The organism is Erythrobacter sp. RANMB8 (assembly GCF_056848235.1).
Genome location: NZ_JBREHG010000002.1, coordinates 1 through 25,345, shown reverse-complemented (window position 1 = coordinate 25,345; position 25,345 = coordinate 1). Strand labels below are relative to the sequence as shown.

At 65.0% G+C, this 25,345-nt stretch carries 34 protein-coding genes; 7 read left to right on the top strand and 27 right to left on the bottom strand.

The annotated features are described in order from the left end of the window. Positions 1-64: 64 nt before the first annotated feature. From rpsQ to ACU0AG_RS03105, 16 genes are all read right to left on the bottom strand, one after another. Entirely contained in the window at positions 65-355 is a 291-nt protein-coding gene (rpsQ, locus tag ACU0AG_RS03180; RefSeq protein WP_069310546.1) for a 30S ribosomal protein S17, read from the bottom strand. 12 nt (positions 356-367) lie between these two features. Beyond that, a complete protein-coding gene (rpmC, locus tag ACU0AG_RS03175; protein ID WP_482780818.1) occupies positions 368-580 on the bottom strand; it encodes a 50S ribosomal protein L29 in 213 nt (70 codons plus the stop codon). Beyond that, the gene (gene rplP, locus ACU0AG_RS03170) at positions 580-1,014 is read right to left on the bottom strand and encodes a 50S ribosomal protein L16 (RefSeq protein WP_482780817.1); all 435 of its coding nucleotides are present in this window, start codon (positions 1,012-1,014) and stop codon (positions 580-582) included. Before rplP ends, rpmC begins: the two co-directional genes overlap by 1 nt. A gap of 12 nt (positions 1,015-1,026) precedes the next feature. After that, on the bottom strand, positions 1,027-1,722 hold the full coding sequence (gene rpsC, locus ACU0AG_RS03165) for a 30S ribosomal protein S3 (RefSeq protein WP_069310549.1): 696 nt from the start codon (positions 1,720-1,722) through the stop codon (positions 1,027-1,029). Position 1,723: 1 nt separating this feature from the next. Beyond that, positions 1,724-2,101 carry a 50S ribosomal protein L22 gene (rplV, locus tag ACU0AG_RS03160; protein WP_482780816.1) on the bottom strand — a complete coding sequence of 126 codons (378 nt, stop codon included), beginning with the start codon at positions 2,099-2,101 and terminating at the stop codon, positions 1,724-1,726. Next, on the bottom strand, positions 2,101-2,376 hold the full coding sequence (rpsS, locus tag ACU0AG_RS03155; protein ID WP_088914647.1) for a 30S ribosomal protein S19: 276 nt from the start codon (positions 2,374-2,376) through the stop codon (positions 2,101-2,103). The genes rplV and rpsS overlap by 1 nt, the downstream gene beginning before the upstream one ends. Positions 2,377-2,382: 6 nt before the next feature. Further along, on the bottom strand, positions 2,383-3,219 hold the full coding sequence (gene rplB / locus ACU0AG_RS03150; RefSeq protein ID WP_482780815.1) for a 50S ribosomal protein L2: 837 nt from the start codon (positions 3,217-3,219) through the stop codon (positions 2,383-2,385). 23 nt (positions 3,220-3,242) lie between these two features. Beyond that, on the bottom strand, positions 3,243-3,551 hold the full coding sequence (locus tag ACU0AG_RS03145) for a 50S ribosomal protein L23 (protein ID WP_482780814.1): 309 nt from the start codon (positions 3,549-3,551) through the stop codon (positions 3,243-3,245). After that, positions 3,544-4,170 carry a 50S ribosomal protein L4 gene (gene rplD / locus ACU0AG_RS03140; RefSeq protein ID WP_482780813.1) on the bottom strand — a complete coding sequence of 209 codons (627 nt, stop codon included), beginning with the start codon at positions 4,168-4,170 and terminating at the stop codon, positions 3,544-3,546. Before rplD ends, ACU0AG_RS03145 begins: the two co-directional genes overlap by 8 nt. Positions 4,171-4,173: 3 nt before the next feature. Beyond that, positions 4,174-4,968 carry a 50S ribosomal protein L3 gene (gene rplC / locus ACU0AG_RS03135; RefSeq protein ID WP_482780812.1) on the bottom strand — a complete coding sequence of 265 codons (795 nt, stop codon included), beginning with the start codon at positions 4,966-4,968 and terminating at the stop codon, positions 4,174-4,176. 275 nt (positions 4,969-5,243) lie between these two features. Continuing rightward, entirely contained in the window at positions 5,244-5,555 is a 312-nt protein-coding gene (gene rpsJ, locus ACU0AG_RS03130; protein ID WP_482780811.1) for a 30S ribosomal protein S10, read from the bottom strand. A 331-nt stretch (positions 5,556-5,886) separates the two neighbouring features. Next, entirely contained in the window at positions 5,887-7,077 is a 1,191-nt protein-coding gene (gene tuf, locus ACU0AG_RS03125) for an elongation factor Tu (protein WP_482780810.1), read from the bottom strand. Between the two features lie 94 nt (positions 7,078-7,171). Beyond that, positions 7,172-9,259: an elongation factor G gene (fusA, locus tag ACU0AG_RS03120; RefSeq protein WP_482780809.1), complete on the bottom strand. Its 2,088-nt coding sequence runs from the start codon at positions 9,257-9,259 to the stop codon at positions 7,172-7,174. 137 nt (positions 9,260-9,396) lie between these two features. Then, positions 9,397-9,867: a 30S ribosomal protein S7 gene (gene rpsG, locus ACU0AG_RS03115; protein ID WP_482780808.1), complete on the bottom strand. Its 471-nt coding sequence runs from the start codon at positions 9,865-9,867 to the stop codon at positions 9,397-9,399. 125 nt (positions 9,868-9,992) lie between these two features. Then, on the bottom strand, positions 9,993-10,364 hold the full coding sequence (gene rpsL, locus ACU0AG_RS03110; RefSeq protein WP_006831873.1) for a 30S ribosomal protein S12: 372 nt from the start codon (positions 10,362-10,364) through the stop codon (positions 9,993-9,995). A gap of 317 nt (positions 10,365-10,681) precedes the next feature. Then, the gene (locus tag ACU0AG_RS03105; RefSeq protein WP_482780807.1) at positions 10,682-11,227 is read right to left on the bottom strand and encodes a hypothetical protein; all 546 of its coding nucleotides are present in this window, start codon (positions 11,225-11,227) and stop codon (positions 10,682-10,684) included. A gap of 149 nt (positions 11,228-11,376) precedes the next feature. On the opposite strand from ACU0AG_RS03105, the gene ACU0AG_RS03100 reads away from it, so the two are divergent. After that, positions 11,377-12,108 carry a helix-turn-helix transcriptional regulator gene (locus ACU0AG_RS03100; protein ID WP_482780806.1) on the top strand — a complete coding sequence of 244 codons (732 nt, stop codon included), beginning with the start codon at positions 11,377-11,379 and terminating at the stop codon, positions 12,106-12,108. A 12-nt stretch (positions 12,109-12,120) separates the two neighbouring features. Here the strand turns inward: ACU0AG_RS03100 and ACU0AG_RS03095 are convergent, their stop codons facing one another. Next, a complete protein-coding gene (locus ACU0AG_RS03095) occupies positions 12,121-12,921 on the bottom strand; it encodes a LysR family transcriptional regulator (RefSeq protein WP_482780805.1) in 801 nt (266 codons plus the stop codon). Between the two features lie 40 nt (positions 12,922-12,961). After that, the gene (gene apaG / locus ACU0AG_RS03090; protein ID WP_482781388.1) at positions 12,962-13,375 is read right to left on the bottom strand and encodes a Co2+/Mg2+ efflux protein ApaG; all 414 of its coding nucleotides are present in this window, start codon (positions 13,373-13,375) and stop codon (positions 12,962-12,964) included. A gap of 214 nt (positions 13,376-13,589) precedes the next feature. On the opposite strand from apaG, the gene ACU0AG_RS03085 reads away from it, so the two are divergent. Then, the gene (locus ACU0AG_RS03085) at positions 13,590-14,219 is read left to right on the top strand and encodes a M15 family metallopeptidase (protein WP_482781387.1); all 630 of its coding nucleotides are present in this window, start codon (positions 13,590-13,592) and stop codon (positions 14,217-14,219) included. A 6-nt stretch (positions 14,220-14,225) separates the two neighbouring features. On the opposite strand, the gene ACU0AG_RS03080 is transcribed toward ACU0AG_RS03085, so the two are convergent. From ACU0AG_RS03080 to ACU0AG_RS03070, 3 genes are read right to left on the bottom strand one after another with little or no spacing between them, the layout of a single operon-like run. Next, the gene (locus ACU0AG_RS03080) at positions 14,226-14,846 is read right to left on the bottom strand and encodes a DsbA family protein (protein WP_482780804.1); all 621 of its coding nucleotides are present in this window, start codon (positions 14,844-14,846) and stop codon (positions 14,226-14,228) included. Positions 14,847-14,858: 12 nt separating this feature from the next. Further along, complete coding sequence (locus ACU0AG_RS03075) at positions 14,859-16,076, bottom strand: trans-sulfuration enzyme family protein (RefSeq protein ID WP_482780803.1); 1,218 nt, start codon at positions 16,074-16,076, stop codon at positions 14,859-14,861. 11 nt (positions 16,077-16,087) lie between these two features. Then, a complete protein-coding gene (locus ACU0AG_RS03070; protein ID WP_482780802.1) occupies positions 16,088-16,621 on the bottom strand; it encodes a TetR family transcriptional regulator in 534 nt (177 codons plus the stop codon). 101 nt (positions 16,622-16,722) lie between these two features. Here ACU0AG_RS03070 and ACU0AG_RS03065 point away from each other — a divergent pair, with 101 nt between their 5' ends. Genes ACU0AG_RS03065 through ACU0AG_RS03055 form a run of 3 tightly spaced genes read left to right on the top strand, consistent with a single transcriptional unit; the run spans position 16,723 to position 18,858 of the window. Next, the gene (locus ACU0AG_RS03065; RefSeq protein WP_482780801.1) at positions 16,723-17,127 is read left to right on the top strand and encodes a hypothetical protein; all 405 of its coding nucleotides are present in this window, start codon (positions 16,723-16,725) and stop codon (positions 17,125-17,127) included. Positions 17,128-17,173: 46 nt separating this feature from the next. Further along, complete coding sequence (locus ACU0AG_RS03060; protein WP_482780800.1) at positions 17,174-18,505, top strand: phospholipid carrier-dependent glycosyltransferase; 1,332 nt, start codon at positions 17,174-17,176, stop codon at positions 18,503-18,505. A 53-nt stretch (positions 18,506-18,558) separates the two neighbouring features. Further along, positions 18,559-18,858, top strand: coding sequence for a GIY-YIG nuclease family protein (locus tag ACU0AG_RS03055; RefSeq protein ID WP_482780799.1), 300 nt, complete (start codon positions 18,559-18,561; stop codon positions 18,856-18,858). Between the two features lie 52 nt (positions 18,859-18,910). On the opposite strand, the gene ACU0AG_RS03050 is transcribed toward ACU0AG_RS03055, so the two are convergent. The 5 genes from ACU0AG_RS03050 to ACU0AG_RS03030 all read right to left on the bottom strand — a co-directional run bounded on the left by ACU0AG_RS03050 (position 18,911) and on the right by ACU0AG_RS03030 (position 22,633). Continuing rightward, positions 18,911-19,999, bottom strand: coding sequence for a glycosyltransferase (locus ACU0AG_RS03050; protein WP_482780798.1), 1,089 nt, complete (start codon positions 19,997-19,999; stop codon positions 18,911-18,913). 7 nt (positions 20,000-20,006) lie between these two features. Beyond that, on the bottom strand, positions 20,007-21,065 hold the full coding sequence (gene leuB / locus ACU0AG_RS03045; RefSeq protein ID WP_482780797.1) for a 3-isopropylmalate dehydrogenase: 1,059 nt from the start codon (positions 21,063-21,065) through the stop codon (positions 20,007-20,009). Positions 21,066-21,078: 13 nt separating this feature from the next. Beyond that, positions 21,079-21,678: a DNA repair protein RecO gene (recO, locus tag ACU0AG_RS03040; RefSeq protein ID WP_482780796.1), complete on the bottom strand. Its 600-nt coding sequence runs from the start codon at positions 21,676-21,678 to the stop codon at positions 21,079-21,081. Between the two features lie 15 nt (positions 21,679-21,693). Further along, a complete protein-coding gene (locus tag ACU0AG_RS03035; RefSeq protein WP_482780795.1) occupies positions 21,694-21,945 on the bottom strand; it encodes an accessory factor UbiK family protein in 252 nt (83 codons plus the stop codon). Positions 21,946-22,084: 139 nt separating this feature from the next. Further along, entirely contained in the window at positions 22,085-22,633 is a 549-nt protein-coding gene (locus tag ACU0AG_RS03030; RefSeq protein WP_482780794.1) for a TspO/MBR family protein, read from the bottom strand. A gap of 303 nt (positions 22,634-22,936) precedes the next feature. Between ACU0AG_RS03030 and ACU0AG_RS03025 the strand changes: the two genes are divergently transcribed. Beyond that, positions 22,937-23,176, top strand: coding sequence for a hypothetical protein (locus ACU0AG_RS03025; RefSeq protein WP_482780793.1), 240 nt, complete (start codon positions 22,937-22,939; stop codon positions 23,174-23,176). A 99-nt stretch (positions 23,177-23,275) separates the two neighbouring features. On the opposite strand, the gene ACU0AG_RS03020 is transcribed toward ACU0AG_RS03025, so the two are convergent. After that, on the bottom strand, positions 23,276-24,040 hold the full coding sequence (locus tag ACU0AG_RS03020) for a TlyA family RNA methyltransferase (RefSeq protein ID WP_482780792.1): 765 nt from the start codon (positions 24,038-24,040) through the stop codon (positions 23,276-23,278). A gap of 35 nt (positions 24,041-24,075) precedes the next feature. On the opposite strand from ACU0AG_RS03020, the gene ACU0AG_RS03015 reads away from it, so the two are divergent. Next, entirely contained in the window at positions 24,076-24,630 is a 555-nt protein-coding gene (locus ACU0AG_RS03015; protein WP_482780791.1) for a hypothetical protein, read from the top strand. Positions 24,631-25,345: the final 715 nt, after the last annotated feature.

The window sequence follows — 25,345 nt, the reverse complement described above, 5'->3', positions numbered from 1 at the left end:
TTACTCAATGGCTTTCCGGGACGCCCGATCCGACCGGGGCCCGGTAGTTCCGTTTACGTCTAACTCAGTTACCCGCAGCCGCCACGTCGAGGTCGGCTTCCACCGCCTGAACGCCGCCTGCCACGACCCGGTCCTTGACGATCCAGGTCTTGGTCTTGGACATCGGACGGGTCTCTTCGATCCGCACGACATCACCCACGGTGTATTCGTTGTTCTCGTCGTGCGCGTGATACTTCTTCGAACGACGGATGATCTTCCCGTAAAGCGGGTGACGAACCTTGCGTTCGACCTTCACGGTCACGGTCTTGTCAGTCTTGTCGGAGGTCACAGTCCCGACGAGGATGCGCTTGGGCATTGTGCTTACTCCTTACGCCTTCGCGGCGGCGGCCTTCGCCGCACGCTCGCTTTGCAGCGTCTTGATCTGCGCGATGTTCCGGCGCACCTGACGGATGCGCGACGGAGCCTCGAGCTGGTTGGTCGCAGCCTGGAACCGGAGATTGTACTGCTCGCGCTTCAGCTCGGTGAGCTCGGCGGCCAGCTGATCATCGGTCTTGGTGCGAAGGTCCGCGATATCGGCCATTATTCGCCTCCCAGGTGGCTGGTGTCGCCAAGACGGGCGACGACCTTGGTCTTGATCGGCAGCTTCATCGCTGCACGCTCGAATGCTTCGGCAGCCAGCGGGCCGGCAACGCCGTCGAGTTCGAACAGGATCCGACCCGGCTTCACGCGGGCTGCCCAGTATTCGATCGAGCCCTTGCCCTTACCCTGACGGACTTCGGCAGGCTTCTTCGACACCGGCACATCGGGGAACACGCGGATCCACAGACGACCCTGACGCTTGATGTGGCGGGTGATGGCACGACGCGCCGCTTCGATCTGGCGGGCGGTGATCCGCTCGGGTTCGAGCGCCTTGAGACCGTAGGAGCCGAAATTGAGGGTGGTGCCACCCTTGGCTTCGCCCTTGATCCGGCCCTTGAAAGCCTTGCGGAACTTGGTTTTCTTCGGTTGCAACATGGTCTGTTACCTTTAGCGGGCCGGACGAACGCCGGAAGTCTGGGCTTCCATCATCAGGCGGTCCTGCGCGGTCGGATCATGGGCAAGGATCTCGCCCTTGAAGATCCACACCTTGATCCCGATGATCCCGTAGGCGGTCAGCGCCTCGGTTTCGGCGTAATCGATGTTCGCACGCAGGGTGTGAAGCGGCACGCGGCCTTCGCGGTACCATTCGACGCGGGCGATTTCCGCCCCGCCGAGACGGCCGCCGCACACGATCTTGATGCCTTCGGCACCCAGACGCAGCGCCGACTGCACCGCACGCTTCATCGCCCGGCGGAACGCCACGCGGCGCACCAGCTGGTCAGCAATGCCCTGCGCGACGAGCTTCGCATCGATTTCCGGCTTGCGGATTTCGACGATGTTCAGCTTCACCTCGCTCGCGGTCATGGTCGCCAGCTTGGAACGCAGCTTTTCGATGTCTGCGCCCTTCTTGCCGATGATCACGCCGGGACGCGCCGCATAGATCGACACGCGGCACAGCTTGGCCGGGCGCTCGATCACCACCTTCGAAACCGCCGCCTGCGGCAGGTTCTTCATGATGTACTTGCGGATCGCGACATCTTCCTTGAGCAGCTGCGCATAGTCACGCCCTTCGGCGTACCAGCGGCTGTCCCAGGTGCGGTTGATCTGCAGGCGCAGACCGATCGGATTGCTCTTCTGGCCCATCTTACGCCTCTTCTGCTTCGCGAACGACGATCCGCAACCGGCTGAACGGCTTGAGGATCCGGGTCGACTTGCCGCGGCCGCGGGTGTGGAACCGCTTCATCGTCACCGACTTGCCGACCGAGGCTTCGGCCACGATCAGCGAGTCAACGTCGAGGTTGTGGTTGTTTTCGGCGTTGGCGATTGCCGAAGCGAGCACCTTGCTCGCATCGCGCGCCATCGCCCGCTTCGAAAAGGCGAGGATGTTCATCGCCTCTTCGGCCTTCTTGCCGCGGATCAGGGCCGCAACGAGGTTCAGCTTCTGCGCGGAACCACGGATCGTGGTGCCGACAGCCAGCGCCTCGTTATCGGCGACGCGGCGGGGTGCCTTTGCCTTGCTCATCAGCGCTTGCCCTTCTTGTCGGCGGCGTGGCCGGGGAAGGTGCGCGTGGGCGCAAATTCACCGAGCTTGTGGCCGACCATTTCTTCCGAAACCGAAACGGGAATGAACTTGTGCCCGTTATAGACATTGAAGGTGAGCCCGACGAACTGCGGCAGGATCGTCGAACGCCGCGACCAGGTCTTGATCGGCTTGGCATTCGTGGTTTCCTGCGCCGTTTCTGCCTTCTTCAGCAGGCTCAGCTCGACAAACGGACCTTTCCAGACGGAACGTGCCATCGTCTCTTACCTCTTCTTCTTCGCGTGACGCGAACGGATGATCATCTTGTCCGTCTGCTTGTTGTGGCGCGTACGGGCACCCTTGGTCGGCTTGCCCCACGGGGTCACCGGATGACGGCCACCCGAGGTGCGGCCTTCACCACCACCGTGCGGGTGGTCGACCGGGTTCTTCGCAACGCCGCGAGTGAGCGGCCGCTTGCCCATCCAGCGCGAACGGCCGGCCTTGGCAAAGTTCTGGTTGGCGTTGTCGGGGTTCGACACCGCACCCACCGTGCCCATGCAATCGGCGCGCAGGTAACGCTGCTCGCCCGAGTTCAGGCGGACGATCACGAAAGCGCGGTCACGGCCGACGACCTGCACATAGGTGCCGGCGGAACGGGCGATCTGACCGCCCTTGCCCGGCTTCATTTCCACGTTGTGGCAGATGGTGCCGACCGGCATCTGGCCCAGCAGCATCGCGTTGCCCGGCTTGGTGTCGGTCTTTTCACCGGCCACCACCGTGTCACCGACAGCAAGGCGCTGCGGAGCGATGATGTAGGCCTGCTCGCCGTCCTCGTACTTGACGAGAGCGATGAAAGCGGTGCGGTTCGGGTCATATTCCAGACGCTCGACCGTGGCCGGCATGTCCCACTTGCGACGCTTGAAGTCGATGAAGCGGTACTTCTGCTTGTGACCACCGGCGATGCCGCGGCTGGTGACGTGACCCTTGTTGTTGCGGCCACCGGTCTTGCGCTTGCCTTCGGTAAGCGCCTTGACCGGCTTGCCCTTCCACAGGGCCGACTTGTCGACCAGGATCAGACCGCGGCGTGCGGGACTGGTCGGCTTGTAGTTCTTGAGTGCCATTGTTCGTGTCCTGTCCCTTGGCCTCAGATACCGCTGGTGATGTCGATCATTTCACCCTCGGCGAGGGTGACAATGGCCTTCTTCACGTCGGAGCGCTGATAGGCCTTGCCCTTCCAGCGCTTGGTCTTGCCCTTGGCGATCAGGGTGTTCACGGCGACGACCTTCTTGTCGTAGATCGCCTCGATCGCTTCCTTGATCTGGGGCTTGGTCGCGTCCTTAGCGACCTTGAAGACCACGGCGTTCTGTTCCGACGCGAGGGTCGACTTTTCCGTGATGTGCGGCGCGATGATCACGTCGTAGTGACGCGCATCGACAGTCTGCTTCTTAGCCATTGAAGCGCGCCTCCAGCTTTTCGACAGCGGCCTTGGTCAGCACCAGCGTGTCGTGGTTGAGGATGTCGTAGACATTGGCGCCGATCGCGGGGAGCACGTTGATCCCCGGCAGGTTGCCGGCGGCCTTCTTGAAGCCCGCATCCACCTGCTCGCCATCGATCACCAGCACCTTGCCCGACAGGCCGGCCTTAGCGAGGTGGCCCTTGAGCACCTTGGTCTTGGCTTCGGCGAGTTCGAGGCTGTCAACGACCACAAGACCGCTCTTGGCCTTGGTCGAAAGCGCCATCTTGAGGCCGAGCGCACGGATCTTCTTGTTGAGCGACTGCTCGAAGTCACGCTTGCGCGCACCGTGGGCCTTACCACCACCGATGAAGATCGGGGCAGCGCGGTCGCCGTGACGGGCGGTGCCGCCACCCTTCTGCTTGCCGAACTTCTTGCCGGTGCGGGCCACGTCCGAACGCTCGCGCGTCGGGCGGGCGGTGCCGCGGCGGTTCTCGAGCTGCCAGGTCACGACCCGGTGCAGGATGTCGGCGCGCGGCTCGATGCCGAACACGTCATCCGACAGTTCGATATCGCCTGCGGCCTTCCCGCCGTCGATTTTCTGAACCTTGATCTTCATGGCTCAGCCTTCCTTGTTTTCTTCAGTGGCCTCGGCGCCGGCTTCGGCACCTTCGGTCACGATGGCTTCATCGGCAGCAGCTTCAACCACCGAGGGGGTCTCGTCAGCCACGGGAGCGTGCTTCTGGAGCACTGCGCCGGGGAACGGCAGACCTTCGGGGAGCGGCAGCTTGACCGCGTCACGAACGAGCAGCCAGCCGTTCTTCGCGCCGGGCACCGAGCCCTTGACGAAGAGGAGGCCACGCTCGGCGTCGGTGCGGACGATTTCGAGGTTCTGCTGGGTGCGCTGACGGTCGCCCATGTGGCCGGCCATCTTCTTGCCCTTGAACACGCGGCCCGGATCCTGACGGTTACCGGTCGAACCATGCGCACGGTGCGAGATCGACACACCGTGGGTGGCGCGCATACCGCCGAAACCCCAGCGCTTCATCGCACCGGCAAAGCCCTTACCCTGCGTGTGACCGGTGATGTCGACCATCTGGCCGGCAACGAAGTGGTCCGCGCTGATGGTCGCACCCACGGGAACCAGAGCATCCTCGCTCTCGACCCGGAATTCGGCGACCTTCTTCTTCAGACCGACATCGGCCTTGGCGAAATGTTCACGCTGCGGCTTGGCAACGTTCTTCTGCTTGGCTTCGCCCGCGCCCAGCTGGACTGCGAAGTAACCATCGCGGTCAGCGGTGCGGTGCGACACCACCTGGCAATCTTCCAGCGCGAGAACGGTCACAGGCACGTGCCGTCCGTCCTCCTGGAAGAGGCGGGTCATCCCGACTTTCTTTGCGATAACGCCGGTGCGCATCGTCAGTTCACTCCTCAACAGAGGCACCCTGCAGACCATCCGCAAGGTGCATGGCGAGGCCGCGTTGCAAGCAACACAGCCCCAGTTCAGCCCGAATTTTCATGCATCGCCCCGTCCGGGCTGAGTGCCTCCGCTGGCCGGGTGGCCGCTGGAAGCGAGACGGGGGACGCAGCCCGGAGAGTTTCTCCGGCGGTATCCACCCTATCGTCAGTCGGGGCGTTACCCGCCCCTACGATAGAGGCCCCCTGCCGTGGCAAGGGGCATTTCGGCTAGCCTCAGGCCAGCTTGATCTCGACATTCACGCCGGCAGCCAGATCGAGCTTCATCAGAGCATCGACGGTCTGGGCGTTGGGCTGCACGATGTCGAGCAGCCGCTTGTAGGTGCGCACCTCGAACTGCTCGCGCGACTTCTTGTCGACGTGCGGGCCGCGGTTCACGGTGAACTTCTCGATACGCGTCGGCAGGGGAATGGGGCCACGAATAAGAGCGCCGGTGCGACGGGCCGTACCTGCGATCTCGCCAGTCGCCTGGTCGAGCACGCGGTGATCAAACGCCTTGAGGCGAATACGGATATTCTGAGCTTCCATGTCCTACTACCGATGCGAAAGAGCCAAGGAGCCGCCGGTTGCCCGGCATTTCCCAAAAAACAAAGGCCGGCCCCGCCATTTCCGGTTTCCCGAGGCGGGCGGCCTTCTTCAAAACTCGATGCAGACGGGACGAATCTCGTCTGCGGATGCGCGCCTATACGGGGCGTGTTGGATTCTGGCAAGGGGGTAAGGCTAAGGAAATTACGCGAGCGTGAAACGACCGCGCCGCACCCCTGAAACCAGCCCTGCCCTTCACACAAAAGAAGGCCCGGCAGCTCCTGCGAGCGCCGGGCCTCTTTCGTTCAGTTGCGCTCCCTAAAGGAGCAAAACCTTACTTGGTGATCTTGGCAACGACGCCCGAACCCACGGTGCGGCCGCCTTCGCGGATCGCGAAGCGCAGACCTTCGTCCATGGCGATCGGAGCGATCAGCTTGACGCCGATGGTCACGTTGTCGCCCGGCATCACCATTTCGGTGCCTTCGGGAAGGATCACTTCGCCGGTCACGTCGGTGGTGCGGAAGTAGAACTGCGGGCGGTAGTTGGCGAAGAACGGCGTGTGACGGCCACCTTCGTCCTTCGACAGCACGTAGACTTCGGCGCTGAACTCGGTGTGCGGGCTGACCGAGCCGGGCTTGCAGAGAACCTGGCCACGCTCGACTTCTTCACGGGCAACGCCGCGGATCAGGGCGCCGACGTTGTCGCCAGCTTCACCGCGATCGAGCAGCTTGCGGAACATTTCCACGCCGGTGACGGTGGTCTTGCGGGTGTCCTTGATGCCGACGATTTCGACTTCGTCACCAACGTTGACGATGCCGGTTTCGATACGGCCGGTCACCACGGTGCCGCGACCCGAGATCGAGAACACGTCTTCGATCGGCATCAGGAACGGCTTGTCAACCGGACGGTCGGGCTGCGGGATGTAGCTGTCGACGGCTTCGATCAGAGCAATGACCGAATCCTTGCCGATGTTGTCATCGCGGCCTTCGAGAGCGGCCAGAGCCGAACCCTTGACGATCGGAATATTGTCACCGTCGAAGTCGTACGACGACAGCAGTTCGCGCACTTCCAGCTCGACGAGCTCGAGGATTTCCTCGTCGTCAACCTGGTCGACCTTGTTCATGTACACGACCAGCGCCGGCACGCCGACCTGACGGGCGAGCAGGATGTGCTCGCGGGTCTGCGGCATCGGGCCGTCAGCAGCGTTCACCACCAGGATCGCGCCGTCCATCTGGGCGGCACCGGTGATCATGTTCTTCACGTAGTCAGCGTGACCCGGGCAGTCGACGTGCGCGTAGTGACGGGCAGCCGATTCATACTCGACGTGGGCGGTCGAGATGGTGATGCCGCGCTCGCGCTCTTCGGGAGCCTTGTCGATGTTGGCGAAGTCCACGGCGCTGCCGCCGTAGGTTTCAGCCATCACCTTGGTGATCGCGGCGGTCAGCGTGGTCTTGCCATGGTCAACGTGACCGATGGTGCCGATGTTGCAGTGCGGCTTATTCCGCTGGAACTTTTCCTTGGCCATTTCTCTGGTGTACCTTCTTGAATGAAACAATGTGTTCGCGGGAGAACGGCGGTGCCCGCTGAATCAGGCGCCGCCCCTAGACCGATCGTTCGGCTTAGGCAAGTTTCTCCTTGACCTCGGCTGCGACGTTGGCCGGAACCTCGTCATAGTGCGAGAAGATCATGGTGTACTGTGCACGTCCCTGGGTGAACGAGCGCAGTTCGTTGACGTAGCCGAACATGTTGGCGAGCGGGACGAACGCCTCGACCGCCTGGGCATTGCCGCGGGTATCGGTGCCCTGGATCTGGCCACGACGGCTGTTGAGATCGCCGATCACGTCGCCGAGATAATCGTCCGGGGTCACCACTTCGACCTTCATGATCGGTTCGAGCAGCTTGATCCCGGCCTTCTGCGCCACTTCACGCATCGCACCGCGGGCGGCGATTTCGAACGCGATCGCGCTCGAGTCGACGTCGTGGTACGCACCATCGGTCAGCTTGATGCTGAAATCGATGATCGGGAAGCCGACCAGGTGCCCGCTGGCAGCCTGTTCGCGGAAGCCCTTTTCGATCGCGGGGATATATTCGCGCGGAATGTTACCGCCCTTGATCTGGTCTTCGAAGATCACGCCCTGGCCGCGTTCACCCGGAGTGACAGTGACCTTGACGCGGCCGAACTGGCCCGAGCCGCCCGACTGCTTCTTGTGGGTGTAATCGACTTCGACTTCGCGGGCGAGGTATTCGCGGTAGGCCACCTGCGGCGCACCGACGTTGGCCTCGACCTTGAACTCGCGGCGCATGCGGTCGACGATGATGTCGAGGTGGAGTTCGCCCATCCCCTTGATGATCGTCTGGCCCGATTCATGATCGGTCGAAACGCGGAACGAGGGGTCTTCGGCCGACAGGCGGTTGAGCGCGATGCCCATCTTTTCCTGGTCAGCCTTGGTCTTGGGCTCCACCGAAAGCTCGATCACCGGCTCCGGGAATTCCATCCGCTCGAGCACGATCGGCGCCTTTTCCGCGCACAGCGTGTCGCCGGTGGTGGTTTCCTTCATCCCGGCCAGCGCGATGATGTCGCCAGCGAAGGCTTCGTCCACGTCCTTGCGCTCGTTCGCATGCATTTCCAGCATACGACCGACCTTTTCCTTCTTGTCCTTCACCGAGTTCAGGTAGGTGCCCTTGGTGAGCGCGCCCGAATAGATGCGGATGAAGGTGAGCGAGCCCACGAAGGGATCGTTCATGACCTTGAACGCCAGCGCGCTGAACGGCGCTTCGTCGGTGGCCGGACGGCTGTCGGGCTCGTCGCTGTCCATCTTGACGCCCTGCACGTCGGGGATGTCGAGCGGCGAAGGCAGGTAATCGACCACGGCGTCGAGCAGGGGCTGCACGCCCTTGTTCTTGAACGCCGAGCCGCAGCACACCGGCACGAACGACTGGTTGAGCGTGCCCTTGCGGATCAGCGCCTTCAGCGTCGCGACGTCGGGCTCGTTGCCTTCGAGGTAGGCTTCCATCGCCTCGTCGTCCTGTTCGACAGCGAGTTCGATCAGCTCGGCGCGGTAGATCGCGGCTTCGTCAGCCAGATCGGCGGGGATTTCCTCGTAGGTGAACTCGGCACCCAGCGATTCGTCCTTCCAGATGATCGCGCGGTTGTGCACGAGATCGACCAGGCCCTTCAGATCGGCTTCGAGACCGATCGGAATGTAAAGCACGGCCGGACGCGCACCCAGACGATCGATGATCGACTGGACGCAATACTTGAAGTTGGCACCGGTGCGGTCGAGCTTGTTGATGAAGCACATCCGCGGAACGCCGTACTTGTCGGCCTGGCGCCAAACGGTTTCCGACTGCGGCTCAACGCCGGCCACGCCGTCGAAACAGGCGACCGCGCCGTCGAGGACGCGCAAGGAACGCTCCACCTCGATGGTGAAGTCCACGTGGCCCGGGGTGTCGATGATGTTGATGCGGTGCTCGGGGCCGCCGGCAACCGACCAGAAGCAGGTCGTGGCCGCCGAGGTGATGGTGATCCCGCGCTCCTGCTCCTGCTCCATCCAGTCCATCGTCGCGGCACCATCGTGCACTTCGCCGATCTTGTAGGACTTGCCGGTGTAGTAGAGGATCCGCTCGGTCGTGGTGGTCTTGCCGGCGTCGATGTGCGCCATGATACCGATATTGCGGTAGCGGTCGATCGGATGGCTGCGTGCCATGGTGAATTCCTTGAGCGTTGGAGGAGCATCAACGGTCCAACCGGGACCGGCGCGGGCTCCATATAGTTGCTTTTGTGACAGCGGAAAGACCGGCCGCCCCTTTTTCACCGGAGCGGCCTGTCATCCGTGCCCGACCCTTACCAGCGGTAGTGCGAGAACGCGCGGTTCGCGTCAGCCATGCGGTGGGTGTCTTCACGCTTCTTCACCGCGTTGCCGCGGTTGTTGGCGGCATCCAGCAGCTCACCCGACAGACGCGCTGCCATAGTGGTTTCCGGACGGCCGCGCGCCGCATTGATCAGCCAGCGGATCGCCAGTGCCTGGGCACGCTCGGCGCGCACCTCGACCGGCACCTGATAGGTCGCACCACCAACGCGGCGGCTGCGGACTTCGACCTGCGGCTTCACATTGTTCAGCGCATCATGGAACAGCTGGATCGGATCGGCCTTGGCCTTGGCTTCGACCGTGGCGAGCGCGCCATAGACGATCTTTTCGGCAACAGCCTTCTTACCGTCGAGCATGAGGTTGTTCATGAACTTCGACAGGATCTGATCCCCGTACTGGGGATCGGGCAGGATGACCCGCTTTTCGGGACGACGACGACGTGACATTGCTTTGTCTCCAAAATCCTAAATCGTCAGCCCGGACTTGATCCGGGCCTGGGCTTCCTTTTTCACGCGGCGCGCCGGAAGGAAGCCAAGCCCCGCATCACGTGCGGGGCGACGGGAAAAACCGATTACTTCGGACGCTTGGCGCCGTACTTCGAACGCGACTGCTTGCGGTCCTTCACGCCCTGCGTGTCGAGCACGCCGCGCAGCACGTGATAGCGCACGCCGGGAAGGTCGCGCACACGCCCGCCGCGGATCAGCACAACGCTGTGCTCCTGCAGGTTGTGACCTTCGCCCGGGATGTAGCTGATGACTTCGCGCTGGTTGGTCAGGCGGACCTTGGCCACCTTGCGCAGCGCCGAGTTCGGCTTCTTCGGGGTCGTCGTGTAGACGCGGGTGCAAACGCCGCGCTTCTGCGGGTTCTGCTCCATCGCAGGGACCTTGGACTTGGCCTTCTGCGGAACGCGGCCCTTGCGGACCAGCTGGTTGATCGTCGGCATTAAGTTCTCACTTCACCAGGTTGATGGTGAGCACGGGTGCCGGACGATGGAAGAGAGAGAGTTGGCCTCAGCCGTCATCCCGGGCTTGACCCGGGACCGCTCGCCGCCAGCGCATTGCCAGCAGGAAAGAACCAGCCGAAGCCGGCATGACGTCCAAGCCGAAACGCTCCACCCACTCGACGCGGCCCTTCGGCCACCGGGTTACTTTGACGGCTGCCTACCCGAGGAAGACGCACCGCCAATGTTCAGCTCGCTCCGGAGGGTTGCTCCGGAAAGATGGGCGCCCTTAGGCAGGTTTGGGTCGCGGGTCAAGACAATCAGCCGAAGCGGGCCAGAGACCTGCTTTCGCGGCTTTCGCTGCCGGCAGTATGCACAAAGGTCCAGCCGCTGCTGACATCACTGAAATACGTGTCGAGTTTCTCGAACGCCGCCCTGTTCAACCCCAGAAACGACCGGCGCCTGTCTCTTGGATCAGGCATGCGCTCGACGAGCCCCCGCAGTTCGAGCACCCTGATGTAGCGCAGCGCTGTCGTCTCGGCCACGCCGCTGCCATAGCAGACCGACGATACACACAATTGCTGGCCAGTCAGTTCGGCGCGGTAAAGATCGATCAGAATTGACCAGACCGGATCGAAGAACAGGTCATGGTCGAAATACTTCGTCCTGTGCCTGCGCGCCGCGACAAGAGCATCGATCAGTCGCAACCTGTCAGCCAGCGAAGATCCCGCGCCACGCTCGCCATTTTTTGCCTGCCGCACATCCGGCCCGACCGAACAGCCACAGGTCTTGACCGGCTGCATGGCCTGGATCGCGTGCTCCAGAATTTCGAGGCGCGTGTGAAAGGGGGTCGCTTCATCGTGCATGAGCCACGCCCTAGCGAAAAAATACGCGATTTCCTGTCCCCTGGGTAGATTACGTGAATGATGGGTGCGGCGAGACTCCGTGATCGCCAGAATTTGGCATAAAATTAGAGGGCGTTAACTAATCTAAGAAATTAGGCGCAGTTTGATATTTGACCTTAGATGCAGAATTGAATCTCCAGTTTTTGGAAAGGATATTCAACGCCGATAATGTAAAAGGCGTTCTTGATTCTGTATTTGATATGTGCCGCATCGTTGGGGCTGATAAATTCAGCTATCATCCGGAAATATTGTTCAAAGGCATTTCAACCGTCAGATCCGAAGTGTTCGCCACGGGCTTCCCCGCGGAATGGATCGACCTTTACATCAGGGGCGGAGCACAGATTGCCGATCCCATACCCGATCTGGTCATGCGCAAGGCCAGAGTGATGACCTGGCAAGAAGCCATCGCCAGCCTGAAACTCACCCCCGCGCAGAAAGCCTTTTTCCGGATGGCGCGCGCGCACGGACTGACGGCAGGCCTCGGTTTTCCGCTTTGGGGCGCACGCGGCCAGAATGCCTTTGTGGCGATCGGTTTTCCCGACAATGAAATCCCGCTCTCGCCGGCAACCTTGCGCACCGTCCACACGATGTTGCTGGCTGCGCATCAGAAGATCGTCGAACTGTCATCCGGAGAGGTGCCGGAGCCCGTTCTGTCCGAGCGCGAGCGCGAGGTTCTGACGTGGGTCGCCAAGGGCAAGAGCAACAATGATATCGCCACCATCATCGCGATTTCGCCGGAAACGGTCGCCACCTACATGCGCCGGATCTATGCCAAGCTGGGCTGCAACGACCGGATCGGTGCGGTTATCAAGGCGTTGCGAAACGGCCTTATCCGGCTTTGATCAGCAGGGGATTCAGCCAACCAGAAACCCTACCAGCGCCCGCACCTTGCGGCTGCGCCATTGCGGCGGGGGGGCGAGGAGCCAGTAGCTTCGGATCGCGGGCTCCGGCCCTTCCAGCACGGTAAGCGCGCCGCGCCCGATCGCGCTTTCGGCAAGCGCCAGCGGCAGGATCGTGCGCCCCATTCCCGCCAGCGCCGAAGCCAGCGCCTGTCCGGGGCTGCCGGCCTTGATGCCCGGCGTGACGCCATCGGGCAGCGGCATCCCCGGCCAGTCGATCCAGCTGTCGCGGGCATCGGGCGCGGCGACTGTCACGCGCAGCGCGGGGGCGAGCTGCACCCCCTCCAGATCGCCCGGCCCGTCGACCAGCCGGATCGCGATGTCGATATTCGCCTCGGTGAAATCGGCGTGCTCGTCGGCAGAGAGGATGTACTGCACGTCCCCCGAGCCTTGCGCCGCATCGGCCTGGAACCGCGCCAGCCGCGGGGCGAGCCATTCGGCGTAGAATTCCCGCGGGACCGCGATGGTATAGCGGTCGGACGCCTGCCCGGCCTGCATCGCCTCGACGCTTTCCTCGAACCGCAGGAAGCCTTCGCGCAAGGGATCGAGCCCGGCCTCGCCCTCGGGGGTGAGTTCCAGCCCCTTGGGCGTGCGGCGGAACAGCACCACGCCGAGCACATCCTCAAGCGCGCGGATCTGCTGGCCGACCGCGGCAGGGGTCACCGCCAGCTCGTCCGCCGCACGGGTGAACGACAGGTGGCGCGCGGCAGCATCGAACACGCGCAGGGCATTGAGGGGAAGATGGGTGCGCTTCACGGTTTCGCGATTAGGCCCGCAGCAGGCCTACCGCAAGCGTTCAGCGAGCAGACCGGCCTTCGGCGGTTTCGGGGGCGGACAGCGGGAAGAACGGGATGCGCACCTCTGCCGGCGAGCCATCGGCGCGTTCGAAGGTGTAGAACCCCTCCATCGACCCGAACGGCGTCGTCAGCGGGCAGCCGGAGACGTAATCGTGGCTCTGCCCCGGCGCGAGCAGCGGCTGTTCGCCCACCACGCCCTCGCCATCGACATGGTTCACCATCCCGCGCCCGTCGGTGATGCGCCAGTGGCGGGTGCGCAGGCGCAGCGCCTCGTGCGAGGCGTTCTCGATGCGGATGTGATAGACCCAGAACCACTTGCCCGCCTCCGGATGCGACTGCTCCGGCAGGTAATTGACGGCGACGCGGACGGTCACCCCGTCGGTGGTGGCAGCGTGCTGGAAGAATTCCTTCATATCGTGCCTCAAGGTAGCGGATTGCGCGGGCGCTACAAGAGGCTCAACGCCCTTAATCCACGCTGTATCCCGCAAGGGTGAGAGAATCCTGTGTGGAAGCGCCGGCAGGGCTGGCCTATGTCTCCCTGCCATGATCGCCCTGCCCCCCGGCCCCGCCCCGCAGACAACCCGCCGCACGGTGTTGCGCGGGATAGGAGCGACATTCGTGACCGGAATGCTTGGCGGATGCGCCATGCGGGACCGCCCGGCGCTGGCGCTGCCGCAAGATCCGGCCGCGACGGCAACGCCCGATCTGGTTGACCTCGCCCGCTTCGATCCGCGCCTCAGGCTCGACATCCGCTATGCCACGCCGGCCAATTTCATGGGGCGGGTGCTTTATCCGGTGCCGCACGCGGTTGCCCAGCGGCCCGTGGCCGAGGCGCTCGCCAAAGTGCAGACCCGCGCCGCGGCGGCAGGCTACGGCCTGCTGATCTTCGATGCCTATCGCCCCTGGCGCATCACCAGGGCGATGTGGGAGGCAACCCCGCCCGAAAAGCGCGAATTCGTCGCCGACCCGCGCACCGGATCGCGTCACAATCGCGGCTGTTCGATCGATCTGTCGCTGCACCGCGGCGGCATCGAGGTCACCATGCCCAGCCCCTATGACGATTTCACGCCAGCCGCCTATCGCAGCAACACCGCTGCACCCGCAGAGGCGCTGGCGGCAAGCCGGATGCTCGAAGACTGGATGGTGGCCGAAGGCTTCGTGCCGCTCGCCAACGAGTGGTGGCATTACGACTGGGCCGACTGGCGGCGCTATCCGGTGATGGATGTGCCGCTCGAGGCGGTGACAGCGGGGCGATAGACCGCCCTACCCTTTGGCCAGCAGTTCCTCGATCTGGCCCAGCCGTTCCTTGCCGAAGAACATCTCGTTCGCCCCGCCCTTCGGCCCCACGAACATCGTCGGGATGCCGAAGGCGCCGCGCGCGACCACCGCGTCGGTGTTGGCGGCAAGGCCCTGCTTGACCTCGTCGCTCTGCGCACGGGCGAACAGGTCGGCAGCGTCGAACCCGGCTGCGGTGATCGCCGCGCCGATGGCTTCGGGCGAGGTGACGTCGATCCCCTCCTCCCAGATCGGGCGCAACAGGCTTTGCGCAAACTGCACCCCGCGCCCGTCCTGATCGGCGGCGTAGAGCATCCGCTGGAGCAGGATCGAATTGAACGGAAACTGCGGATGCAGGCGATAGCGGTCGAGACCGTGCTTCGCGATAAAGCGCTGCATTTCGAGCATCGCATATTCGTTCTTGCCCTTCACCCCTGCATCGCGGTGCATCGGCGGAGCATTGCCGGTGAGCTTGTGCATCCCGGCGAGGAACACGGGGATCACGTCCAGCTCGGCCTCGTAACGGTCAAGCAATTCGCGCAGCGGCCACCACACCAGATAGGCGTTGGGGGAAACGAAATCGAAGACGAGTTCAACGCGTTTGGCCATTGTGCGGCTCCCTTACATCCCCGCCGCGGCGAGGGCCTGGTCCATGTCCTCGGTCAGATCGGCGATGTCTTCCAGACCCACGTTGATGCGCAGCAGGCCTTCGGTCACGCCCATTGCGGCGCGGGCTTCGTCGGTCAGGCCGGCGTGGGTGGTCGATGCCGGGTGGCACATCAGGCTGCGGGCATCGCCGATATTGTTGGAGATATCGATCAGCCGCAGCGCATCCAGCAGCGCAAAAGCCCGCGCCCGCGTGCCGACATCGAGCGCGAAGATCGGCCCCGTCGCGTCCATCTGCGCGGTGGCGAGCGCGTGGCGCGGGTGGCTCGGCAGGCCGGGGTGGAGCAGGTGGCCGCCTGCCGCCTGCACCCGCGGTTCGAGAAACTGGCCCAGCGCCACCGCGTTCTCGCTTTGCAGACGGGCGCGGAAGGGCAGCGTTTCCAGCCCCTTCAGCACCACCCAGGCGTTGAAGGCGGAAATGGTCGGGCCGGTGTTGCGCTGGAACGGCATCAGCACCTCGTCGATCCACTGCTGGCTGGCACAGATCGCGCCCGCCAGCACGCGGCCCTGCCCGTCCATCAGCTTGGTCGCCGAGTATGCCACCACATCCGCGCCGAATTCCATCGGGCGCTGCAAGACGGGCGAGGCGAAGGCGTTGTCGACCACGGTGGTGATCCCGTGCGCCCGCGCCAGCCCGCAAACGTGCGCCATATCGACGATGTCGAGCGTCGGGTTGGCCGGGGTTTCGAAGAAAAACACCTTGGTGTTGGGCCGGATCGCGGCTTCCCACGCGGCATTGTCGGCGCTGTCGATCACCGTGGTTTCGATCCCGAACTTCGGCAGCAGCGTATCGACCAGCCAGCGGCACGATCCGAAGGCGGCGCGGGCGGCCACCACATGATCGCCTGCCGAAAGCTGGCACAGCAGCGCGGCTGTCATCGCCGCCATGCCGGAGGCCTGCGTGCGGCAGGCCTCGGCCCCCTCCATCAGCGCGATGCGTTCTTCCAGCATCGCGACGGTGGGGTTCTGGAGGCGCGAATAGGTCATGCCCTGCGCGGTGCCGGCGAAGCGATCGGCAACAGTCTGGGCGTCGTCATAGGTGTAGCCCGAGGTGAGGAACAGCGCCTCGCTCGTCTCGCCATGTTCGCTGCGCCAGGTGCCGCCGCGCAGGGCACGGGTTGCAGGGCGCCAGCTGGCGGTGGCGGCGCGGTCCATTCCGGTGGTCTTCTTCATGGAGCGGGGCTTTAGGACGGCGCGAGGCCGCCCGCAAGCAGGCCGTCTTGTGCCGTGCGATCATGCCCGATCGCGCCGAGCATCAGCGTGCCTTCGATCACGGTGAGCAGATAGCGCGCCCCGCCCCTGGGGTCCGGGTCACCTTCGGGCATCTGCCCTTCGAGCCAGCCGAGCAGATCGCCCATCATCGCTTCCGCCGCCGGAGCGAAACCCGGCACGCCCCGTGCGGCACCGGCAACAATCTCCCACCACAGGGCCATGAAGGGGCGCATCGCGGGGCTGCGGGCATGGGTCAGGATGCGCGAGACCGCCTCGGCCCGCGTCCGCACCCGCTCCCCCGCAAGCGCCGCGTCGAGCGCGCCCGCATAGGTGCGCGCCAGAAAGGACAAGAGTTCGGCCAGCAGCGCTTCCTTGCTGCCGAAATGGTAGAGCAGCATCCGGTCGGATGTCCCCGCCGCCTTCGCCAGCGGGCGCAGGCTTGCCTGCCCCAGCCCGTGCGCGAGAACATGCGCGGCCAGCAAGGGCAGCAGGCTGTCCTTCGTCATCGGCGGCTTTCTGGCGGGCGCGGGCATAGCCCCTTGTAGCAGGCGCTACATCACGCTACAAGCGGGCGTAGCACTCGCTACAACTTGCCGGAGACACGCCGATGGACCTCGCCCTTACTCCCTATGCCGCGCTGTTCATCGGCGGGCTCGCTGCAGCTTTGGCGGCGATCGGATGGGTGCTGGCGCGGCGCGATGTCACCGGCAGCGCGGCGCTGGCGGCGGCGCTGGCGGGCGGCTTTGCGGCCTATACCGGCGTAACCATCTGGGCCGAGGGCGTGGTTCCCGTGATCGTCAACCACACCGGCAACCTGTGGGGCGTGCAGGTGTGGTGGGATCTGCTGATCGCGCTCACCATCGCGCTGTTCCTGATCGCCCCGCGCGCCCGCGCACAGGGCATGAACCTGCCGCTGTGGACGCTCGCGATCATCGCCACCGCCAGCATTGCCCTGCTCGCGATGTGTGCGCGGCTGTTCTGGCTGGAGCGCAAGGCGGCGGCGAGGCCATAATCCCGCTTGCCCGCCGGCGCGCCTCTGCCTAAGCCCCTGGCCAGCCATGGCCGAGGCGCACGCTTCCTCTCCGCATGATACCGCCCCGCCGGTGCACCCCCGCGATCCGCTGGTGTGGGTCGCCGCGATTGCTGCCGCCTTCGCAGCCGTGGCAGGCTGGCAGCTGGCGACACCGTCCAAGCCCTATTTCGACGAGGTGCATTACCTCCCCGCAGCACGGCAACTGCTGGCGTGGTGGGACGTCGGCTTCGGCGAATATCTCAACCGCGAACACCCGATGCTGGGCAAGCAGCTGATCGCGCTGGGGATGGGGCTCTTCGGCGACAATGCGCTGGGCTGGCGGATCATGCCGCTCGTGTTCGGCACGCTGGCGCTGTTCGCTGCGATGCGCGCCCTGTGGCACGCCAGCGCCGACCGGTTTGCGTGCATAGCCTTCGGGCTGTTGCTCGCCACCGGCTTCCACCTGTTCATCCAGTCGCGCATCGCCATGCTCGATGTGTTCATGGCGAGCTTTCTGGCAGTGGCCGCATGGCAATTCGCCGCCGCCTGCGCCCAGCCCGAACAGGGCCGCTGGCGGCTGGCGCTGACGGGGATTGCGCTGGGCTGCGCGATGGGGGCGAAGTGGAACGCGATCCCGCTCGCGGTGCTGCCGGGCCTCGCCTTCTTCGCAGCCCGCCTTTCCGCCGGACGCCGCCGCCTGTTCCTCAGCCGCCGCGGCGCGCCGGTGCGGGGGGTGACGCTGGTGGAAGCCTTCGTGTGGCTCGGCATCGTGCCGCTGGCGGTTTACGCGGCAACCTTTGTGCCGGGATACTGGCTGGGGACGCCCTTCCACCCCTCGCCGCTGGCGCAGAACGGCCTGATCGGGCTGCATGGCGAGATCCTCGACCTGCAAAGCCAGGTGCTGACCCCGCACCTTTACCAGAGCAACTGGCCGCAATGGGTGCTGAACACGCGGGGCATCTGGTATCTTTACGAAGTGGTCGACGGGGCGCAGCGCGGGGTGCTGCTGATCGGCAACCCGCTGACGATGCTGCTGGGGCTGCCCGCGCTGGCGTGGTGTCTGGCGAGCGGCGCACGACAGCGTGACTGGGCGAAGCTCGGCACGGTCATCGGCTATGCCGCAGCGCTCGGCCTGTGGCTGATCGCGCCCAAGCCGGTGCAGTTCTATTACCACTATTTCGTCCCGCAGTTCTTCCTGCTGGCCGCGCTGGCGCTGGCGCTGTCCGACCTGAGGCGGGCGGGCTGGGCGTGGTGGGCATGGGGCGCGCTGGCGGGATCGGCAGGCCTGTTCGCGCTGTTCTACAAGGTGCTCGCCGCCGCGCCACTGCTGGGGGCGGATTCCTTTGCGAAATGGACGTGGATCGCGGGGTGGCGGTAATCTCGTCATTGCGAGCGTAGCGGAAGCGCAGCTGGCCGAAGGCCAACCAATCCATGGACCGACGCCCGAATTTCCGACCTGCCGTCTACATCATGGCAAACCACAAGAGCGGGACGGTCTACGTCGGCGTAACCTCGGATTTGCCCAAACGTGCGTGGCAACATCGTGAAGGGATGGTCGAAGGATTTACCGCCAAATACAATTGCAAGCGGCTTGTCTGGTTCGAACTGCATTCAACCATGGAACACGCCATCACACGCGAAAAGCAGATCAAGGGCGGATCGCGGAAGGCGAAGATTGCGTTGATCGAGGCTTCGAATCCTGATTGGCGGGATTTGTTCTTCGACCTTTGAGGTCAGGCCATGGATTGCTTCGTCGCTGCGCTCCTCGCAATGACGAAGGCTCTCAAAACCGCCCCCACACGAACCGGCTCGACAGGGCGTAGTTCCAGACCGATCCCACCACGATCCCCGCCAGCGCGGCGAGCGCCCAGAACAGGCCCTGCCCTTCCAGAAAGCTCGCCACCGCGACATTGGCGAAGGCCCCGACCGCGCAGGTCGCGCAGAAGCCCAGCCAGCCGCGCAGCAGCGCCCCTGCCCCCTTCAGCCGCTTGTCGCGATAGGTCAGCCAGTTGTTGAGCCAGAAGTTGAAGCTCATCGCCACCAGCACCGCCGCGCTCTGCGCCAGCATGAAGCCTTCGCCGAACACGAACAGCAGCGCAGACAGCACCGCCATGTGGACGATCACGCCCAGCGCCCCGACCGTGCCGAACAGGGCAAAGCGCGTGGGGATCACCTTGCCCAGTGTCTTGTCGTAAAGCCCGGCAAGGAAATCGAACAGGATGGCGCGGTCCAGCTTGCTTTCTCCTGACAGGCGGGCGGCAAATTGCAGCGGGAATTCCCGCACCCGCAGCGGCATATCCGATGTCGCCAGCAGATCGAGCAGGATCTTGAAGCCGATCCCCGAAAGCCGCGGCACCAGCGCGCGGGCACGGGCGGTATCGAGCATGAAATAGCCGCTCATCGGATCGGTCAGATCAACGCCGGTCAGCTTGCGCGCCACCCGGTTGGCGAAGGCCGAAAGGCGCTCGCGTTCGGGTGCGGCCCAGTCGGCCGTGCTGGCCCCTTCGGCAAAGCGGCTGGCGACCGCGATTTCCGCCTCGCCCGCCTTCAGTGCCGCCAGCATCGCGGGCAGCAGCGCAGGATCGTGCTGATGGTCGGCGTCCATCACCGCCACATAGGGCGCGGCGGTGGCGCAGAAGCCCTCGATCGCCGCGCTCGCCAGCCCGCGCCGGCCGATGCGCTGGATCACCCGCACGCGGGGATCGGTCAGCGCGATGCGGCGCGCCTCGTCCGCTGTCCCGTCGCGGCTGTCATCATCGACGATGATCACTTCCCAACGCTCGTCCCCCAGCGCCGCCGCAATCCGCTCGACCAGCGGGGCAAGGTTTGCCCGCTCGTTGAGGGTCGGGAGAATGATCGCCAGATCGAGCATGGCCGGATCAGAGGCGCGCGCGCACCGCCTCGCCGATCGCTGCCGTGCCGTGACTGCCGCCCAGATCGCCGCCGAGGAACCCGTCGGCCAGCGCGGCGGCCACCGCATTCTCGATCCGCGCTGCTTCTGCCTCAAGCCCGAAGGAATGGCGCAGCATCATCGCTGCCGAAAGGATCGTCGCCATCGGATTGGCCTTGCCCTGCCCGGCAATATCGGGCGCGCTGCCGTGGATCGGTTCATAGAGGCCGAAGGTGCCGAAGGCGGTCTGGCGCTCGCCCAGCGAGGCGCTGGGGAGCAGGCCGATGCTGCCCACCGCCGCGCTGGCCAGATCGCTGAGAATGTCGCCGAACAGGTTGCCGGTCAGCATCACCCGGAAACGGTGCGGATGGCTGACCACCTGCATCGCGGCATTATCGACATACATGTGATCGAGCGCGACCTGGCGGTACTCCGCCGCCACCTCGACCACCACATCGCGCCACAGCTGGCTGGCTTCGAGCACGTTGGCCTTGTCGACGCTGGTGAGCGGGTGGCCGCCTGCCGCCGCCGCACGGAAGGCGACATGGGCAATGCGGCGCACTTCGGGCGCGGAATAGGCCATCATGTCCCACCCCTCGCGCTCGCCCGTATCGGTGGTGCGCTGGCCCTTGGCGCCGAAATAGACATCGCCGGTCAGCTCGCGCACGATCAGCATGTCGAGGCTGGCGGCAATATCGGGCCGCAGGGGGGAAAGGTGCTCCAGCCCGGCGAACACTTTTGCCGGACGCAGGTTGGCAAACAGGCCCAGCGCCTTGCGCAGGCCAAGGATCGCCTGTTCGGGCCGCAGGTGGCGTTCCAGCGCGTCGCAGGAAGGATCGCCGACCGCGCCGAACAGGATCGCATCGGCCTCACGCGCCAGTGCCAGCGTCTCTTCGGGCAGCGGGTGGCCGTGGCGGCGATAGGCGATGCCGCCCACGTCGCCTTCGAACAGGGTCAGGCCCGGCAGGCCCAGCGCTTCCAGCACGCGCACCGCCTCTGCGGTCACTTCGGGGCCGATCCCGTCACCGGGCAGGACTGCGATTTTCATGGGGCTGTCACTTTCAGGCTATGCGTTGCAGCCGCTCGGTCAGCAGCTTTCGCGCGGCCATAACATCGCCTTTCCGCCCTGCAAGCAGGTAGTGCGCCAGCCGGCCTTCGAGCACGCCCAGCGCCTGCATCTGCGCGGGCCAGTCATCGGCTGCCGGGGGCTGGCCGCCGCCATAGCCCAGCTCGCGCAGCAGCATCGTCTCGTAAGCCACCAGCCCGCTCACCCAGCCGCGGGCCGAAGGGGCAAAGGCGATCGCGGACAGCAGCGCATCGAGCGCCTCGTAGAGCGCGGGATAGGGCTGGCGTTCGGGCAAGGCCGCTGCGCCCAGCGCGCAGACCCACTGGATCGCGGCAGCGGGAAGCGGCTCTGTCATCAGAGCGGCGCGGGATTGTTCCAGCTCAAGCCGCGCAAACGGCAGCTGGCTGGCGGAACGGGTGGTGAATTCGGCGGCAATGCGGTTGCCCGGCACCATCACCGCGCGCATCTGCCGCCCGCGCCCGCCCGCGACATAGGCCGCGACCAGACCTTCTTCAGCAGTCAGCAGGCGCGCAATCGCCCCGGTCTCGCCCTGCGGACGCGAGCCGAGCAGAATGGCGGAGCAGCGCAGGTTCATCGCCTGCGGCCCGCCTTACTTCTTGGCGAGCTTCGCTTCCAGCGCGGCGACCTTGGCTTCCAGCGCATCGGCCTGTTCGCGGGCCTTCTGCGCCATTGCCTTGACCGTGTCGAATTCTTCGCGGGAGACAAAATCGATCCCGCCAAAGGCCTCGCGCATCCGCTCGCGCGCGCTTTCGCGGGCTTCGCGGGTCATGCCGGCCATGGTTCCGGCGGCGCTGTTGGCGAGTTTGACGAGATCGGCGATGATCGGGTTCTGGCTTTGCATCTTCTCTATTTGGAGATGCTTGATCGTGCGATCAAGCATCTTCCTCGCTCATGCGACCAGAAGGTCGCGTCGCTGCGGGCGCGCGGTCGCGCTTGCGGACGCCTTTGGCGTCCGAGAGGCTCCAATTCTACGGTAGCTCTTACAATTCCACGCGTGTCGCAGCGCCGTCTGCGCCGCGATTGCCGCCGTCGGGGTTGGCGGTCATGAACTGGTAGTTGAGCACGCCGGCAAAGCACAACCACGCCAGATAGGGCAGCAGCAGCAGCCCCGCGGCGCGGCGCACCCGCCACACCAGCGCCAGCGCCACCAGCAGGCTGGCGATGCCGTAACCCAGCACCATCAGCCCGGCGAGCATGTCCTGCATCCCGAAGAACACCGCGCTCCAGCTCTGGGTGCCGATGAAGTGGATCGCAAATGCCACCAGTGCCACCCCGCGTCCGTAGGCACCCCAGGCGCTCGCCACCAGCGCCAGCGACAGGCCGATCAGCACAAACAGGATGCTCCACACGATCCCGAAGGCCGCAGGCGGCGGATAGATCGCGGGCTTTTCCAGCCCGGCAAACCATGCCGTGTCGGGCCCGCCAAGTTGCCCGGCAGCAAAACCGACCAGCAGGATCAACGGCACCAGAAACAGCGCCCAGCGCAGGAAGCTGGCGCGCAGTTGTTCTTTGGAGGCAAGGACGTTCATGGCTTCTCCTGCACGGCACAGGCTGCGACTCTGCCCGCGTCCGTGACCCGGCGCGATAACAGAGCCTTGCGCCAGCGCCAACATATCCGGCGCAGTCTGGCCCGCGATGGCGCAGCAATCATAAAGCGGACAAGTTTTGCCGGGAAACATCACGAAAGGCTTGGGCAGGCCGAAACCAGTCTGCTAGAGGCTGCCACATTCCTGCCGTGATTCGTTAGGCGCGTTTGCGGCAGGAAGATAAGGTTTCACGCGCTTAACGCTCATCACGGGTCGGCTGTGCCGGCCTCACAGGGGAAAAACACCATGAAGAAGATCGCTCTCGTCGCCGTCGCCGGCCTCGCTCTCGCCACCGCCGCTTGCTCGAAGCCGGCTGAAGAAGCTGCCACCGAAGCCGACACCACCGCCGTCGCTGAAGAGCCCGCCGCTGAAGAAGCTGCTCCGGCTGCCGAAGGCGATGCCGCTGCTGCTGAAGCTGCTCCGGCTGCTGACGCCGCTGCGACCGAAGCTGCTCCGGCTGCTGAAGCTGCTCCGGCTGCCGAGTAATCCTTCACGGATTGCCGGTCCCGGTGTGAGCCGGGAAACGGATCAAGAGACCGGTGGCAACCTTAGGGTTGCTGCCGGTTTTTTGTTGGGCAGCCCGCGTCAGCCGCGTGTGGCGGCGATCAGGAATTCGACATTGCCCTGCGGCCCGGTGATCGGGCTTGTCGCGATGCCCTGAACCTGCCAGCCCAGCCGTTCGACCCAGCCGCGCACCTCGTCGCACACGCGGGCATGCAGCGCGGGATCGCGCACCACCCCGCCCTTGCCCACTTCCTCGCGCCCGACTTCGAACTGCGGCTTGATCAGCGCGACCAGCTGGCACGGCGTGGCGGCGAGACGGAGCGGCACCTCCAGCACCTTGGCGAGACTGATGAAGCTCGCATCGCACACCACCCAGTTGCAGGGCCGGTCGATATGGTCGGGCGTCAGCAGCCGCGCCGAAAGCTGTTCGAGCACCGTCACGCGCGGGTCCTCGCGCAGTTTCCACGCCAGCTGGTTGGTGCCCGAATCGACGCAGAACACATGCGCCGCGCCGTGGGTCAGCAGCACATCGGTAAAGCCCCCGGTGGACGATCCGATATCCATCGCCACCGCGCCTGCCGGATCGAGACCGAAATGTTCGATCGCATGAGCGAGCTTGATCCCGCCCCGGCTGACCCAGGGATGATCGCGCCCGCGCACGTCGAGGTCTGCGTCCTCGGGCAGCTGATGGCCGGGCTTGTCGATCTTCACCTCGCCCGCAAACACCAGCCCCGCCATCACCAGCGCCTGCGCCCGCGCGCGGCTCTCGGCCAGCCCGCGCTCGACCAGCAGCTGATCGACGCGGCGCTTTTTGGGCTTGGGTGTGGGAGGCGAACGTTCGGGCATGGACAAGACAAGGCCCTAGCGCGCAAAGTGGGGGGATGAAAGCCACCTACCTTCAGCAAGCGGCTGCCCTGACGCTGACCTTCGGCATTGCCGCCTGCGTGTCATCCTCACCGGCACCGGCACCCGTCCCGCCGCCTGTCCGGAACGCCGCGCCCGCCCCAGCCCCCGCCGCGCTGCCGCCGGTGCCGCAGGCTCCCGTCTATGACAGCTGGATCGACGCGCCCGCAACGCCGGGCGTGTGGCGCTACGGCCCGAACAGCGACGGAAGCGAAGCTGGGTTCTGGAGCACGGGCGGTATGCCTTTGCTGCGCCTGAGTTGCCGCACGGCCAGCCGCAGCCTCGTGCTGTCGCTGCCGGACAATGGCGCACGGCAACCCGTGGTAACGGTGCGCGCCGAAACCGCCACCCGCACCCTCGCTGCCCGCCTGTCCGACCGGGAAATGACCGCCGAACTGCCGGCAACCGATCCCCTGCTGGACGCGATGGCGTTGAGCAAGGGGCGGTTCGCAATCGAGACCGAAGGCCTGCCGCCGCTCTACCTCCCCAGCCATGCCGAGGTCAGCCGGGTGATCGAGGATTGCAGGGGTTAGAAAGAACGAGGGCGGTTCTCGCTGATTTCGGACCCGCAGGGTCCGCAAGGCCACGCGGCCGCCCCGCAGGTGCTCGATACCGCAGGGATCGAAACAGCACCGAGGATGTGCCCGCGGAGGCGGGCACACAAACAAGGGCCCTTCCGATTCCATACATTAATATCCACAGGCCCATCCCCAGCCTGTCCACACCCGCGCCCGAAATGAAAAACGCCCGAGGTTTCCCTCAGGCGCGGTGGGCCGCTCTGTGCAGCGGCGAGGGGTGAGTATGACGGCGGAAAAGATTATTTCAAGTCTTGTGGAAGCCCCCGCGATGACTCACATTGGTCCCCGAGGCCAGCGGCGAACGCGGCTCTCGGCCCCCGGTGAAACGCGGGGTCTGGCTCACAAGCGCGAAAGGAGGTGATCCGATGTCTCATGGTTCAGTAGCGAGGTCGGTGAAGATCCCTACGGAGCATACTCGGTAATCCGCCTGAGTAAGGCTACGTGAGCGGCACTTCCGGCCGCTGACCATGTCAAGGGCAGCTTCCCGACGGGCGAAGCTGCCCTTTTCATTTTTTGTTTTGCGAACCCGCCTCCGCGGGTTCGTCCTCGGTGCTGTTTCTGCCGCTGCGCGGCAGAGCACCTGCGGGCGGGCGGTCGCCCTTGCGGGCCTGCGGCCCGGTGGATCTTTTGTTACGAACCCGCCTCCGCGGGTTCGTCCTCGGTGCTGTTT

Bases quoted from the DNA above. Each gene is read 5' to 3' on its own strand.
- rpsQ (WP_069310546.1), bottom strand. From the start codon at position 355: ATGCCCAAGCGCATCCTCGTCGGGACTGTGACCTCCGACAAGACTGAC.
- rpmC (WP_482780818.1), bottom strand. From the start codon at position 580: ATGGCCGATATCGCGGACCTTCGCACCAAGACCGATGATCAGCTGGCC.
- rplP (WP_482780817.1), bottom strand. From the start codon at position 1,014: ATGTTGCAACCGAAGAAAACCAAGTTCCGCAAGGCTTTCAAGGGCCGG.
- rpsC (WP_069310549.1), bottom strand. From the start codon at position 1,722: ATGGGCCAGAAGAGCAATCCGATCGGTCTGCGCCTGCAGATCAACCGC.
- rplV (WP_482780816.1), bottom strand. From the start codon at position 2,101: ATGAGCAAGGCAAAGGCACCCCGCCGCGTCGCCGATAACGAGGCGCTG.
- rpsS (WP_088914647.1), bottom strand. From the start codon at position 2,376: ATGGCACGTTCCGTCTGGAAAGGTCCGTTTGTCGAGCTGAGCCTGCTG.
- rplB (WP_482780815.1), bottom strand. From the start codon at position 3,219: ATGGCACTCAAGAACTACAAGCCGACCAGTCCCGCACGCCGCGGTCTG.
- ACU0AG_RS03145 (WP_482780814.1), bottom strand. From the start codon at position 3,551: ATGGCTAAGAAGCAGACTGTCGATGCGCGTCACTACGACGTGATCATC.
- rplD (WP_482780813.1), bottom strand. From the start codon at position 4,170: ATGAAGATCAAGGTTCAGAAAATCGACGGCGGGAAGGCCGCAGGCGAT.
- rplC (WP_482780812.1), bottom strand. From the start codon at position 4,968: ATGCGCACCGGCGTTATCGCAAAGAAAGTCGGGATGACCCGCCTCTTC.
- rpsJ (WP_482780811.1), bottom strand. From the start codon at position 5,555: ATGGAAGCTCAGAATATCCGTATTCGCCTCAAGGCGTTTGATCACCGC.
- tuf (WP_482780810.1), bottom strand. From the start codon at position 7,077: ATGGCCAAGGAAAAGTTCCAGCGGAATAAGCCGCACTGCAACATCGGC.
- fusA (WP_482780809.1), bottom strand. From the start codon at position 9,259: ATGGCACGCAGCCATCCGATCGACCGCTACCGCAATATCGGTATCATG.
- rpsG (WP_482780808.1), bottom strand. From the start codon at position 9,867: ATGTCACGTCGTCGTCGTCCCGAAAAGCGGGTCATCCTGCCCGATCCC.
- rpsL (WP_006831873.1), bottom strand. From the start codon at position 10,364: ATGCCGACGATCAACCAGCTGGTCCGCAAGGGCCGCGTTCCGCAGAAG.
- ACU0AG_RS03105 (WP_482780807.1), bottom strand. From the start codon at position 11,227: ATGCACGATGAAGCGACCCCCTTTCACACGCGCCTCGAAATTCTGGAG.
- apaG (WP_482781388.1), bottom strand. From the start codon at position 13,375: ATGAAGGAATTCTTCCAGCACGCTGCCACCACCGACGGGGTGACCGTC.
- ACU0AG_RS03085 (WP_482781387.1), top strand. From the start codon at position 13,590: ATGCTTGGCGGATGCGCCATGCGGGACCGCCCGGCGCTGGCGCTGCCG.
- ACU0AG_RS03080 (WP_482780804.1), bottom strand. From the start codon at position 14,846: ATGGCCAAACGCGTTGAACTCGTCTTCGATTTCGTTTCCCCCAACGCC.
- ACU0AG_RS03075 (WP_482780803.1), bottom strand. From the start codon at position 16,076: ATGAAGAAGACCACCGGAATGGACCGCGCCGCCACCGCCAGCTGGCGC.
- ACU0AG_RS03070 (WP_482780802.1), bottom strand. From the start codon at position 16,621: ATGACGAAGGACAGCCTGCTGCCCTTGCTGGCCGCGCATGTTCTCGCG.
- ACU0AG_RS03065 (WP_482780801.1), top strand. From the start codon at position 16,723: ATGGACCTCGCCCTTACTCCCTATGCCGCGCTGTTCATCGGCGGGCTC.
- ACU0AG_RS03060 (WP_482780800.1), top strand. From the start codon at position 17,174: ATGGCCGAGGCGCACGCTTCCTCTCCGCATGATACCGCCCCGCCGGTG.
- ACU0AG_RS03055 (WP_482780799.1), top strand. From the start codon at position 18,559: ATGGACCGACGCCCGAATTTCCGACCTGCCGTCTACATCATGGCAAAC.
- ACU0AG_RS03050 (WP_482780798.1), bottom strand. From the start codon at position 19,999: ATGCTCGATCTGGCGATCATTCTCCCGACCCTCAACGAGCGGGCAAAC.
- leuB (WP_482780797.1), bottom strand. From the start codon at position 21,065: ATGAAAATCGCAGTCCTGCCCGGTGACGGGATCGGCCCCGAAGTGACC.
- recO (WP_482780796.1), bottom strand. From the start codon at position 21,678: ATGAACCTGCGCTGCTCCGCCATTCTGCTCGGCTCGCGTCCGCAGGGC.
- ACU0AG_RS03035 (WP_482780795.1), bottom strand. From the start codon at position 21,945: ATGCAAAGCCAGAACCCGATCATCGCCGATCTCGTCAAACTCGCCAAC.
- ACU0AG_RS03030 (WP_482780794.1), bottom strand. From the start codon at position 22,633: ATGAACGTCCTTGCCTCCAAAGAACAACTGCGCGCCAGCTTCCTGCGC.
- ACU0AG_RS03025 (WP_482780793.1), top strand. From the start codon at position 22,937: ATGAAGAAGATCGCTCTCGTCGCCGTCGCCGGCCTCGCTCTCGCCACC.
- ACU0AG_RS03020 (WP_482780792.1), bottom strand. From the start codon at position 24,040: ATGCCCGAACGTTCGCCTCCCACACCCAAGCCCAAAAAGCGCCGCGTC.
- ACU0AG_RS03015 (WP_482780791.1), top strand. From the start codon at position 24,076: ATGAAAGCCACCTACCTTCAGCAAGCGGCTGCCCTGACGCTGACCTTC.